The organism is Streptomyces sp. NPDC001410, from assembly GCF_042895235.1.
GTDB lineage: Bacteria > Actinomycetota > Actinomycetes > Streptomycetales > Streptomycetaceae > Streptomyces.
This window is the reverse complement of record NZ_JBIAWE010000039.1, coordinates 19,288-31,650: the sequence shown is the minus strand read 5'-3', so window position 1 is coordinate 31,650 and position 12,363 is coordinate 19,288. Positions and strand designations below refer to the sequence as shown.

General features: G+C 70.0%; 11 protein-coding genes. 6 read left to right on the top strand and 5 right to left on the bottom strand.

The features are described 5' to 3' along the window. Positions 1 to 111: 111 nt before the first annotated feature. Entirely contained in the window at positions 112 to 783 is a 672-nt protein-coding gene (locus ACFY3C_RS44920; RefSeq protein WP_390775072.1) for a TetR family transcriptional regulator, read from the top strand. A gap of 19 nt (positions 784 to 802) precedes the next feature. On the opposite strand, the gene ACFY3C_RS44915 is transcribed toward ACFY3C_RS44920, so the two are convergent. Then, positions 803 to 1,345, bottom strand: a complete 543-nt coding sequence (locus ACFY3C_RS44915) for a MarR family winged helix-turn-helix transcriptional regulator (protein ID WP_390775070.1) — start codon at positions 1,343 to 1,345, stop codon at positions 803 to 805. A 58-nt stretch (positions 1,346 to 1,403) separates the two neighbouring features. Between ACFY3C_RS44915 and ACFY3C_RS44910 the strand changes: the two genes are divergently transcribed. Continuing rightward, entirely contained in the window at positions 1,404 to 2,345 is a 942-nt protein-coding gene (locus ACFY3C_RS44910; RefSeq protein ID WP_390775069.1) for an amidohydrolase family protein, read from the top strand. Between the two features lie 101 nt (positions 2,346 to 2,446). Here the strand turns inward: ACFY3C_RS44910 and ACFY3C_RS44905 are convergent, their stop codons facing one another. Further along, positions 2,447 to 3,085: a TetR family transcriptional regulator gene (locus ACFY3C_RS44905; RefSeq protein WP_390775068.1), complete on the bottom strand. Its 639-nt coding sequence runs from the start codon at positions 3,083 to 3,085 to the stop codon at positions 2,447 to 2,449. Between the two features lie 132 nt (positions 3,086 to 3,217). On the opposite strand from ACFY3C_RS44905, the gene ACFY3C_RS44900 reads away from it, so the two are divergent. From ACFY3C_RS44900 to ACFY3C_RS44890, 3 genes are read left to right on the top strand one after another with little or no spacing between them, the layout of a single operon-like run. After that, positions 3,218 to 4,819: a bifunctional 3-(3-hydroxy-phenyl)propionate/3-hydroxycinnamic acid hydroxylase gene (locus tag ACFY3C_RS44900; RefSeq protein ID WP_390775067.1), complete on the top strand. Its 1,602-nt coding sequence runs from the start codon at positions 3,218 to 3,220 to the stop codon at positions 4,817 to 4,819. An 8-nt stretch (positions 4,820 to 4,827) separates the two neighbouring features. Next, a complete protein-coding gene (locus ACFY3C_RS44895; protein WP_390775066.1) occupies positions 4,828 to 5,700 on the top strand; it encodes an alpha/beta fold hydrolase in 873 nt (290 codons plus the stop codon). Continuing rightward, entirely contained in the window at positions 5,697 to 6,704 is a 1,008-nt protein-coding gene (locus ACFY3C_RS44890) for a VOC family protein (protein ID WP_390775065.1), read from the top strand. Before ACFY3C_RS44895 ends, ACFY3C_RS44890 begins: the two co-directional genes overlap by 4 nt. A 48-nt stretch (positions 6,705 to 6,752) precedes the next feature. On the opposite strand, the gene ACFY3C_RS44885 is transcribed toward ACFY3C_RS44890, so the two are convergent. Further along, a complete protein-coding gene (locus ACFY3C_RS44885) occupies positions 6,753 to 8,507 on the bottom strand; it encodes a non-ribosomal peptide synthetase (protein WP_390775064.1) in 1,755 nt (584 codons plus the stop codon). A gap of 189 nt (positions 8,508 to 8,696) precedes the next feature. On the opposite strand from ACFY3C_RS44885, the gene ACFY3C_RS44880 reads away from it, so the two are divergent. Continuing rightward, positions 8,697 to 9,440, top strand: coding sequence for a tryptophan 2,3-dioxygenase (locus tag ACFY3C_RS44880; protein ID WP_390775071.1), 744 nt, complete (start codon positions 8,697 to 8,699; stop codon positions 9,438 to 9,440). On the opposite strand, the gene ACFY3C_RS44875 is transcribed toward ACFY3C_RS44880, so the two are convergent. Beyond that, complete coding sequence (locus ACFY3C_RS44875) at positions 9,394 to 11,004, bottom strand: (2,3-dihydroxybenzoyl)adenylate synthase (RefSeq protein WP_390775063.1); 1,611 nt, start codon at positions 11,002 to 11,004, stop codon at positions 9,394 to 9,396. The two genes, ACFY3C_RS44880 and ACFY3C_RS44875, sit on opposite strands and share 47 nt — an antisense overlap. A 13-nt stretch (positions 11,005 to 11,017) precedes the next feature. Next, on the bottom strand, positions 11,018 to 12,223 hold the full coding sequence (locus ACFY3C_RS44870) for a cytochrome P450 (protein ID WP_390775062.1): 1,206 nt from the start codon (positions 12,221 to 12,223) through the stop codon (positions 11,018 to 11,020). Positions 12,224 to 12,363: the final 140 nt, after the last annotated feature.

Sequence of the window (12,363 nt, the reverse complement as noted above, 5' to 3'; positions counted from 1 at the left end):
ACTTCGAACACCTCCCCCAACGGCACGGGAGCCTCGTGCGTTGCGCACCCCGTCGGCGTCACCCGATCAGTGGCCGTGCTGAAAACGCTCAGTGAATTCGCCGAGGTATTCGTGAGCAAGCCCGCGGCCCGTGTGCCTCAGCGACGCAACGCGCGCTCAAACCGGGCGCGCATCCTGGCCACGGCGCGCCAGGAGCTCGGCCGCAATCCTGACGTCACGCTGGAGGAGCTGGCGCGGGCCTCCGGTGTCGTACGGCGCACCCTCTTCGGTCATTTTCCCGGGCGTGCGGCGCTGCTGGAGGCGCTCGCCGAGGAGGCATCCGAAGCCCTTCGGGGCACGCTGGCGGCCGGGGCGGCGCACTTCGGGCCGGACGAGCCGGCCGAGCGGGCGCTCGCGTACTTCGTGTTCTCGATCTGGCCCGTGGGGGACCGCTACCGGTTCCTGCTGGCGCTGGCCCGCCGCGACCTGGGCACCGAACGCGTGGCCGAGATCCTGGCGCCGGCCCGCGCCGAGGGCGCGGCCATCCTCGAACGAGGTCAGCGCGACGGCGTCTTCCATTCCCACCTGCCGCCGGCCGTGCTCAGCGCCGGTGTGGAGGCGATGACGGTCGCGCTGCTGGAGGAGGTCAACAGCGGGGCGCTGGAGGACGACGGCACCCGGACCGCCGTCACCACGCTCATCGCGGCCGGTGTGCCGGAGCGGGAGGCGCGCGGCGTGGTCGCGGAGGTCGCGTCGACGGTGGTCGCGGAGGCCACGGAAGCCACGGAGGCCGCGGCCGACTGATCCCTCGGCGACCTGGGGACTACCGCTGGGGGTCCGTGCCGGTGTCGGAGACGAGTTCGGTCAGGCGGCGCAAGAGGGTGACGAGCTGGGTGCGCTCGACCGGCGTGAACGCCTCGTAGGCATGGGCCTGGCGCTCCCGTAGCCGGGCCCGGAGCGTCGCCATCAACTCGGCTCCCTTGTCGGTGAGGCTGACCAGGACCCGCCGCTCGTCCTCGGGGGACCGGCGGCGCACCACGATGCCCTTCGTCTCCAGTTGCTGCAGCATGCGGGTGGCGGTGGGGACGCTGACGTCCGCGCTGCTCGCCAGTCGGCCCACCGGGATGTCCGGCTCCGTGGCCAGTGGTTCGAGCAGTGCGACCTGGGCCAGGGAGAGCCCGCCGAAGTGCTCTGCGCCCGCAGAACGGGCCCGTCGCATGGCGACGAAGAGGGCGTCGGCCGCCCGTGCGATCTCCTCCGCGCCGACCTCGCCGACCTCGCTGACGGTGTCGACCTCGCTGACCTCGCCGATGGTGTCGACGCCGTCCTCCGGCCCGACCCGCTCGCCATTGTGTTCCTTGCTCACAGAGGTGTAACTTACCAGAGCAATAGTTAGCCGCCTAAATATTAGGAGGCGAGAGGTCGTGCCCTCTCCGTATCGCATCGACGTCCATCAGCACCTCATCCCTCCGGCCTACCGGGACGCGATGGACCGCCACGGCGTGACGGCCGCCGGCTGGCCCACCCCCGCATGGGATGCGGACAGCGCGATCGCGATGATGGATCGCCGGTCGATCGCCACCGGCATCCTGTCCATCAGCTCGCCGGGCACCCACTTCGGCGACGACGCCGAGGCCCGCGCGATCGCCCGCGGGGTCAACGAGTACAGCGCGGAGCTGGCCAAGGACCGACCGGACCGCTTCGGGTTCTTCGCCGGGCTTCCGCTGCCGGACGTGGACGGCGCCGTCGCCGAGGCGGTCCACGCGCTGGACGAACTGCGCGCCGACGGCGTGGTGTTGATGTCCAACGTGCGGGGCCGCTATCTCGGCGACAAGATGTTCGAGCCGCTGTGGGCCGAGCTGGACGCCCGCGCCGCGGTGGTCTTCGTCCATCCCGACGCGCCGCCGATGCCCATGCTGGAGGGCATGCCCGGCCCGCTGCTGGACTTCCCGTTCGACACCACCCGGACCGCCGTGCACATGACGCTGGGCGGCGTGATGAGCCGGTACACCCGGATGAAGGTGATCCTCTCCCATGCCGGTGGCTTCCTGCCGTACGCGGCCTGGCGGTTCACCGGCGGCGCCCAGTTCAACCCCGGCACCACGCCGATGGGCGTCCTGACCGATCTGCAGCGCTTCTACTTCGACACCGCGCTGTCCTCCACGCCGTCCGCCCTGCCCTCGCTGCTCGCCTTCGCCGCCCCCGGGCACATCCTCTACGGCAGCGACTTCCCCTTCGCCCCGCAGGAGGCCGGCCCGCTCCTCGACTCCATGCTGGACGGCTACGACGGCTTCGAGCCCGGCCAGCTGGACGCGATCAACCGCGGCAGCGCCGAGGTCCTCTTCCCCCGGCTTGCCAGGGCCTGATCAGGCAACACCAAGGGCGCGACACCCAGTTCCGCGAGAGAGTGTGTCGGAGTGGTCGCGGTCGACGGTGTCGGAGCCGTCCCGTCGGCAGTGCCCGGGCCTCAGAGGCGCGCCGGGCTGCTTGCGGCCATGCGCGTCGCCGCGTCGAAGATCAGGCGCGCGTGCAGTTCGAACATGGCCACCAGGTCGACGCTGTCGCCGGAGATCTCGCGATGGATGAACAGACCGTCGGCGCCGGCCACGGCGTAGGTGGTGAGGGTGTGCACGGAATCCTCGTCCAGGTCCGGGACGAGGGTCTCGATCATTTCGGCGATCTTCCGCCGGGAGATGTCGCGGACCTGGAGGAACACGGTCCGGCCCCTCGGTTCCGTGGGGCGCCGCTCCAGGGCGAGCATCAGGCCGAGGCGCAGGAAGTCGGGCGCGTCGACGAGTGACCTCGCCACGTTCGCCGCCATGGTGGTGACCCGTTCCAGCGGTGTGCCCGTCTCTTCGCCGGGCAGCTCGACGGCTGTCAGCCAGGTCTCGAAGCTGCGCTCGATGACCGCGGCGATCAGGTCGTCCTTGTCCTTGAAGTGCCAGTAGATCGAGCTGGCCGGCAGTCCGCACTTGGCGCTCACCGCCGCGATCGACGTGCCCTCGTACCCACGCTCGCCCGCGATCTCCACCGCGGCGTCGAGGATCCGCAGTCGCGACTCCACCCCGTTCGCGCGCTTCTTGCGCGTCGTCTGCGGCCTGGTCATCGAGTGTGCCCTTTCTCCCGTCCCCAGCACTTGACCCTATCCCGCGCCCCTCCTTACTGTAGCAGCCATTCCAATTGGAGTGACTGCTACAGCAAGAGCCGTGCGCAACAGGGACGACAGTGAGGTGGCCTGGTGACTGAGATCAGCGCCAAGGACAGAGCCGGGGACAGCACGTACGACGTGGCGGTGATCGGTTACGGCCCCACGGGGGTGACCGCAGCGAACCTGCTGGGAGGGATGGGGCTCAGGGTCGTCGTCCTGGAACGCGACGCCGAGATCTTCTCCCGCGCGCGGGCGATCTCCACGGACGAGGAGGTCGTACGGATCTGGCAGCGCACCGGCCTGGCGGAGCGGCTGAAGCGGGACATGCTGGCCGAGCGGGCCCTCGATTTTGTCGATGCCCGGGGCCGTACCTTCCTCAGCGCTCACCCCACCCCGCGTGGCCATGGGCATCCGCCGCAGATGTTCCTCTACCAGCCGGCGCTCGAACAGGTCCTGCGCGACGGAGTCGACCGTTATCCGAACGTCGAGGTGCTTCTGCGCCACGAGTGCCTGCGCCTTCGCCAGGACGGCGACGGCGTGGAACTGACGGCCCTGTCCACCGTCGACGACTCCGTACGACGCCTGCGCGCCTCCTACGTCATCGCCGCGGACGGCGGCTCCAGCCTGACCCGCGCCCAGCTGAACGTCGGTTACGAGGGGCGGACGTACGAGGACCGCTGGGTGGTCGTCGACACCGAGATGCTCAAGCCGTGGCCGGACCACGACCGGCTGCGTTTCCGCTGCGATCCGACGCGACCGGCCGTGGACTGCCCGACGCCCCTCGGGCATCACCGCTGGGAGTTCCCGATCCTGCCCGGGGAGGACGAGAAGCGCCTGACCACCGACGACGCCATCTATGCGATGGTGTCCCGGTACGGCATCGGCCGGGACCAGATCAAGATCCTGCGGGCCACCGTCTACAGCCATCACGTGCGTTTCGCGGCCCGTTTCCGGGTGGGGCGGGTCTTCCTCGCCGGTGACGCCGCCCACGCCATGCCGCCGTGGATCGGCCAGGGCATGGCTGCCGGGGTGCGGGACGTGGCCAACCTGTCCTGGAAGCTGGACGCGGTGCTGCGCGGCGAGCTGCCCGAGTCGGTGCTCGACAGCTACGAGGCCGAACGCAAGCCGCACGTCAAGGAGGTCACCAAGCGGGCGGTGTTCGTCGGCCGGATCATCACCGAGCGGCGCCGTGCGATCACGGGTGTCCGGGACGCCGTGCTTCCCGTCCTGAACCGGGCGCCAGGTCTTACCGACTGGCTGCAGGACTCGAACTGGATACCCGTCGCCCACTACGCGGGCGGCCTGCAGGACCGCGCGCGCACCAAGGCGTCGGGTCATCAGATACCGCAGCCCTGGGTGACCGGCCCTGACGGCAACCGGGTCCGCCTGGACGACGTGCTCGGCGGCCGCTGGCTGCTCCTGCACGGCGCACTTCCCGTGCCCCAGCCCGCCTGGGAGCGCCTGGGCGTCCCCTCGCTCACCGTCATGCCCGCCGGATCCCGCCCGGCCGAGGGCACGGTCGTCGACAGCGACGGCGTTCTGCTGCGCTGGATGAAGGAGCACCGGGTGACCACCCTCGCCCTGCGCCCCGACGCCTACGTCTACGCCGCCGCACCCGCCGGCTCCCAACTGCCGCCTCCGCCGACCGGGTTTGCGCCCACCTCCCGGCCGGCCACCGTCTCAGCCCAGTGAGGACCACCATGACCACGCAGACCGAACCGCCGGCGATGCGGGAATCCCTGCTCGACGTGGCCGGCAAGAAGATCTTCGTCGCCGAGACCGGTGACGGCCCGGCCGTGCTGCTCCTGCACGGCGGCGGCCCCGGCGCCTCCGGCGTCTCCAACTACGCCCGCAACATCGGCCCGTTGGCGAAGGAGTACCGGGTCATCGTCCCCGACCTGCCCGGCTACGGCCGCAGTACCAAGGGCATCGACGGCGCCGACCCGTTCGGCTGTCTCGCGGACGGGATCCGCGGCGTGCTCGACCGACTCGGCCTGGACAAGGCCCACTTGGTCGGCAACTCCTACGGCGGCGCGTGTGCCCTGCGCATCGCGCTGGACACCCCCGACCGGGTCGACCGCATGGTCCTGATGGGCCCCGGTGGCGTCGGCACCACCCGTGCCCTGCCCACGCCGGGTCTCAACAGTCTTTTCAACTACTACTCCGGGGAAGGGCCTTCGCGGTCGAAGCTGGAGAAGTTCATCCGCACCTACCTCGTCTTCAACGCTGCCGACGTGCCCGAGAGCGTCATCGAGGAGCGTTTCCGGGCGAGCATCGATTTTGAGGTCGTCGCCGCCCCGCCGCTGCGGCGGCCCTCCGGCCCGAACGCCCTGCGCACCTTGTGGAAGATGGACTTCACCCGGGACGACCGCCTGGCCCGGCTGCCCGTGCCGACCCTGGTGCTGTGGGGCGCCGACGACAAGGTCAACCGGCCCTCCGGCGGTCGCATGCTCGCCGAGCGCATGCCCAACTGCGATCTGTACGAGGTCGCCAACACCGGGCACTGGGTGCAGTTCGAACGCGCCGAGCTGTTCAACCGGCTGTGCGCCGACTTCCTGGCAGGCCGCCGATGAACACCACCGCCTCCGTCTTCGGCGCCGTCCACCTCGGCTACCTCGTCATCGAGACCAACCGCTTCACCGACTGGCGCCGCTTCGGCACCGACGCCATCGGCATGCACCACGACGACCTCTCCCGCGACCTGATGCGCTTCCGCCTCGACGACCAGGACTGCCGGTTCCTGATCCGGCGCGGCCCGGCCGAGGACGTCGTGGCCACCGGCTGGCACATCGACGACCACGGCAGTTTCGAGCAGATCGAGGCCCGTATCCGGGCCCACGGCGTCCCCTGCGTCGAGGGCAGCGCCGAGGAGGCGGCCCTGCGCGGCGTCGAACGCCTGCTGCGTTTCCCGGGCCCCAAGGGCATCACCCAGGAGATCTACACCACGGCGGTGAAATCGGGGGAGCCGCTGCGCATGCTGGCCTCCGGCTTCGTCACCGGCGACTCCGGCATGGGGCACATCGCGCTCACGTCCACCCAACCGGCCCGGCTCCGCGGCTACTTCGACACGGTCTTCGACGCCCGTCTCACCGACTACATCGACGAGACCATCAGCGGCGTCAAACTCAAGATCCGCTTCCTGCGCGTCAACGAACGCCACCACTCCATTGCGATCGCCGCCGTCCGCGGCCTGCCGATCGACCCGATCCGCACCCGCGTCCAGCACCTCAACGTCCAGGTGTCCACCCTCGACGACGTGGCACGCAGCTACGAGCGCGTCTGCGAACTCGGCTTCGACATGGCCCTCTCCGTCGGCCAGCACACCAACGACAAGGAGCTGTCCTACTACGCCCGCACACCCTCGGGCTTCGAGTGGGAGGTCGGCTGGAACCCCATCGTCGTCGACGAGTCCACCTGGGAGCCCAGCACCCACCAGGGCATCAGCATCTGGGGCCATACCCCGGTCGGCCGGACCATCGTCGACAAGCTCGACCAGTTCCGCTTCGGCGCCCGCTCCCTCGCCCGCCCGGAGATCACCGTCCCCGCCCTCAGCGGAGCCGGCATCCCCGACGACTGACGGCACCCAGGTGCTTCAGGAGTTCCACGGTGATCGGGCGAACTCGTCCTACCCTTCGGCCGCCTCCACGAGAAGCGCCAGTTCCTCCAGCGTGGCCGCCTGGAAGATCGTTCGCATCGGGATCACGACGTCGAACTCCTTGCGGATTCTCCGGGCCAGCAGTGTGGCCAGGACCGAATGGCCGCCGAGTTGGAAGAAGTTGTCCTCGGGCCGTGCCTCCGGGATCCCGAGGATCTGCTTGACGAGGTCGTACAGGTCCGTGCCGGCGGCGGCCGCCGGCTCCGTCACGGGCGGGTTGGCGTCGGCTTCACGAAGGGCCGCGCGGTCGACCTTGCCGTTGGGGGTGGTGGGAAAGCGGTCGAGGACGATGACGGTGTACGGCACCATGTGCTCCGGCAGCGACCTGGCCACGTACTGCCGTAACTCCGCGCCGGTGGCCTCCGTACTTGCCGGCGTGGTCACATAGCCCACGATCCGCGCCGTCGCGAGATCGCCCTCCACCACGACACAGGCGAGGTCGACGGCGGGATGCGCGGCCAGCCGGGTCTCGATCTCGCCCAGTTCGACGCGGAAGCCGCGGAGTTTCACCTGGTCGTCCGCCCGGCCCGCGAAGAACAGCTCTCCGTCCGCGCGTCGCCGACCCCGGTCGCCCGAGCGGTACATCCGGCTGCCGGGCGGACCGGCCGGGTCGGCCACGAACCGCGCGGCGGTCAGCCCGGCCTGGTTCAGATACCCGCGTGCCAGGCCAGGACCCGCCAGGTACAGCTCGCCCTCGTCGCCCGGACCGGCCTCGGCCAGCCGCTCATCGAGGATGTGCACGGTGCTGCCGGGGAACGTGCGGCCGATGCTGATGTCGTCGGGCCGGGTGATCCGCCCGATGGAGATGCCGACGGTGACCTCGGTGGGGCCGTAGCCGTTGAGCAGGGACCTGCCCGCGGCCCAGGTCCGTACGAGGGACGGGGAGAGGGCGTCACCGGTGGAGACGAGTGTTCCGCCGGGCAGGACGCCGTCCGCCTCGGTGACGCTGAGCGCCACCGGGGGCAGCGTGGCGTGCGTGACCTTGTTCTCGGTCATGGTGTCCCGCAGCGGCTGGCCGGGCAGCAGGTCGTCGGCCGGTGCCATCACGAGTGCCGCACCGGACAGCAGGGCCAGCGAGATGTCCCAGAAAGCGGCGTCGAAGCTGATCGACGCCCACTGCAGAACGCGGTCACCCGGGCCCGCCCCGATCTGCTCGGCCTGGCTCGCCACCAGGCCGGCGACGCCACGGTGCGTCACCGCGACGCCCTTGGGCAGGCCCGTCGACCCCGAGGTGTAGACGACGTACATCAGATGCTCGGCGCGCAGCTCGGCGAGGCGCTCCCGATCGGACACGTCGTGGTCGGCGTGCGCCTCGCACTCCGCGCGGAACGCGGGGTCGTCGAGAACGACCTCGGGCACGCCCCCGTCCGGCAGCGTGAGTTCCGTGTGCTCCGCCGCGCGGATCAGCAGCACCGGCCGCGCGTCGGCCACCATGTGCGCCAGCCGCTCCACCGGATACGCCGGGTCGAGCGCGAGGTAGGCGCCGCCCGCCTTGAGTACCGCAAGGAGCACCGTGACCAGGTCGGGGGACCGGGGTACGGAGACGGCGACCACCGAGTCCGGTCCCACGCCACGGGCGATCAGGTACCGTGCCAGCCGGTTGGCCGCGGAATTGAGAGCCGTGTAGCCGACGGCCTTGCCCTCGAACAGGATGGCGGTGTCGTCCCCCGCCTCGGCGGCGACGGCCTCGAAAAGCTGCGGGACGGTGTGCTTTGCATCGCCCATTTCGCGTCCATTCAGTGATGCATGGGAACGACGACGATTTCTCCTGGCACTCATGCTTCCCCATCATGATGGCGTGTCAGGGCGGTGCGCCGCCCCGTTGACTGAGAGGTGACAGATTCTGACCTTCGGTCGGTTTCGCCGTGTTACCAAGGGGAGTCAACGCCCGGCGAGCGAAGGCCTCTGCCCGTGATGAGTAATTCCCATTCCGCCTACTGCGGCTATCGTGATTACTTGGTTCTCGAAACCTTGCTCGACATTCAGAAGCCGATCACGCAGCAGCATGACGAGTTGCTCTTCGTCGTCGTCCATCAGTCGCACGAGTTGTGGTTCAAGGAGCTGCTCCACGAACTGGACGCCCTCCAGGTGACCTTGCGCAAGGCGGACAGCGGCCCCGCCCTGCGGACGCTGCGCCGGACTCGGGCGATCTTCCGGGCGCTGACGGCGCAGATCGACGTGCTGGAGACGATGACCTCCGACCAGTTCGACACGTTCCGCGACCAGTTGGTGGGCAGCGGCTTCTACTCGGCGCAGTTCCGTGAGATCGAGGTGGTGCTCGGCCGGCGCGACGGGACGGCGGCCGAGCACTTTCCCGAGGACAGCCGGGAACGGGCGCGCATCAGGGCGCGGGCCGCCGAGCCCACCCTCTTCGACGCCTTCCTCGACTATCTCGACGCCAAGGGTCACTCGCCCCACGACCTGCCCTCCGCATTGCACGGACTGCACAGCGACGACGGTGTGGTGGAACAGATCTGCCAGGGTCTGGTGGATCTCGACCAGGCCTTTCAGGAATGGCAGTACCGGCATGTCGTTCTCGTCCAGCGGATGATCGGCAACAAGATGGGTACGGGGGGAACGGCCGGCGCGGAGTTCCTTCGCAAAGCGATTTTCACGCCTTCTTTTCCCGCCTTGTGGCAGGCACGGCACGGCGAGTAGCGAGCGCCCGCAGGGCCTTCTTGTCCACCTTGCCCATCGGGGTGCGTGGCAACTGGTCGAGGGCCACCAGCCGGTCGGGAATCTTGTACGTGGCCAGACCGCAGCCCCGGAGGAATTCCTTCATCGCCGACGTACGGACCTGCGACCCGGTCAGCACGAGGAAGGCGTACGTCCGCTCGCCGAGCACGGTGTCCGGCACGCCGACCACGGCCGCGTCCTGGACGGACGGGTGGGTGCGCAGCTGCCGCTCCACCTCCTCCGCCGAGACCTTCTCACCGGCGCGGTTGATGACGTCCTTGATCCGCCCGACGATCGTGATGTTGCCCTCCGGGCCGCGCCGGACGAGGTCGCCCGTGCGGAAGAACCCGTCCGGCGTGAACGAGCGGGTGTTCTCCTCGGGGGCCCGGTAGTACCCGCGGATCGTGTACGGGCCGCGCGTGATCATCTCGCCGGCCTCCCCCTCGGGCACGGGGTTCAGGGACTCGTCGACGATCCGGACCTCGTCGTCCCCTGACATGGGCCGGCCGTCCGTGCCCGTGATCACGTCCTCCGGGTCGTCGAACCTGGTGTGGGTCAGCAGGCCCTCGCTGATGCCGTACCACCGCATGATCCGGCACCCGAGGACTTCTCCCGCCCGCCGGGCGAGCGCCGGGTCGAGCGGGGCGCTGCCGACCTGGACGAGCAGGTGCGACAGGTCGGGCTTCTGCCCGGAGTCGGCCCACAGCCGCAGTACGGAGGGCACGACCGTGGTCACGGTGACGTGCTCGCGACGGATCAGCGGGAACACCTCGTCGGGCCGCACGCTCGACGTCAGGACCGCCTTGCCGCCCAGCAGGAGGCTCCCGAACACCCCCGGGCAGGCGAGCGCCGCCTGGTGCGCGACCGGATTGACGGCGAGGTAGGCCACCTCCTGGCCCACGTGCATCGCCTCCGCCGTGGCCCGCATGACGTAGGCGTAGTCGTCATGGGCCCGGGGGATCAGCTTCGGCAGTCCGGTGGTGCCGCCGGAGAGGAGGAACAGCGCCGGATCCGACGGGTCGACGCGAGGCAGCGGGACGTCCTCGCTGCCCAGTGACTCCAGTGCGGTGAACTCCTGGGCGTCGCCGCTGACGAGGACGTGCCGGACCGAGGGGATCTCCCGGGCGATTTCGCGGTAGTCGAACCCGCCGAACTCGTCCTTCACGGCGTAGGCCACCGCTCCGGAGTGGGCGCACAGGTGGGATATCTCCGACTTGCGGTGCCCGGGCAGCGCCAGGACCGGTATGGCTCCGGCCCGCAGCAGGGCGAAGACCAGGACGACGAACTCGGTGATGTTGGGCAGGTGGACGACCACCCGGTCGAGCGGCCTGACGCCCAGTTCGATCAGGCCGCCCGCCAGTCGGTCGGCCCGCCGGGACAGCTCCGCGTAGGTCATCTCGCGCCCGTCGCAGACCACGGCCACGCGGTCGGCATGGCGCCGGCAGGACTCGTGCAGCAGGTCACCGAGCGGCCGGCCGAGCCAGATGCCCCGCCGGCGGTACTCATCCGCGAGGTGGTCGGGCCAGGGGACGAAACCGTCGAGCATGAGGCGTTCCCTTTCAGGAGGCGGTCCGCGACCGGAAGGCGACGGGGAGACTGCCGTAGCCGTACAGGAAGTTGGAGTAGATGCGCTGCGGCTCCCCGGCCGGCTCGATGTCCCGTACCGACGTGACGAGCGCCTGCAGCAGCGCGCGCAGCTCGGCCCGGCCCAGCGCCGCACCGACGCAGAAGTGCGGACCGTGGCCGAAGGTGAGGTGCTTGTTGGGGCGGCGGGACAGGTCGAGGATCCGGGGCTCGGCGAAGACCGTCTCGTCGTTGTTCGCCGAGGTGTTCCAGAACGTGACGATGTCACCGGCGCACACCTGCCGCCCGCCGAGGGAGAAGTCGCTCAGCGCCGTGCGCGCGAAGTGCATGCCCGGCGTCGCCCACCGCAGCAGCTCCTCCACCGCGGTGTCGAGGCCGATCGTCCCCTCGCACAGCCCGCGCCACTGGTCGGGGTACCGGGTGAAGGCGAGGACCGAGCTGATCGCGGTCATCCGCGACGACTCGTCCCCGCCCAGGAGGAGGCTGTAGCAGTTGAGCGCGATCTCCTCCGGGGTGAGCGGGCGGCCGTCGACCTCGGCGGTGGCGATCGTGCTGATCACGTCGTCGCCCGGCTTCGCCCGGCGCTCGAACGCCAGCTCCATCAGATAGAGCACGATCTCGTTGCGTGCCTCCAGAGCGTCCAGCCGGGCGCCCTCCTGATGCTCGGACGCCAGGGCCTCCTTGCTCCACAGGAGCAGCTGCTTGCGGTCCTGTGCGGGGATGGACAGCAGGTCGCAGATGGTGTTCATCGGGATGTGCTCGGCGACCTCGGCGGCGAAGTCGAAGCTGCCCAGCTCAGTGACGGTGCTGATCAGCTCCTGCGCGCGCTCCTCGACCTTGCGTACCACGTCGCCCAGCACCCGGGGGGAGAAGGCGCGGAGCATCAGATTGCGCAGATGCCGGTGCCAGGGCCGGTCGGAGACGGCGAGCATCTTCCCGCCCGCCGAGTCGCCCCCGCGCAGCAGGACGTCGAGGACGTTGCCGCGGGCAGAGCTGAGCCGCTTCCAGTCGCCGTAGCAGGACAGGACGTCGTCATACCCGGCCACGACCCAGAAGCCGGGCCGCTCCGCGGCGGCCGGGTGCCAGTACACGGGGCTCTCCCCGCGTACCCGGTGCCAGAACTCGTAGGGGTCGTTCCTGACGAAGGTGGCCGGGTCGGTGAGATCGAGCGACGGGCTCATCCGGGATCCTCCTTTTCCCCGCATCGTCATGCCCCGGCCCCACGGCGCCTGTGATGTCTTGCCGACATCTGTCGCGGATCCTGCGATTTCGTGCGCGACGGAAAACATGGGACGGGACGGGTTAGCCGATGGCCGACGAG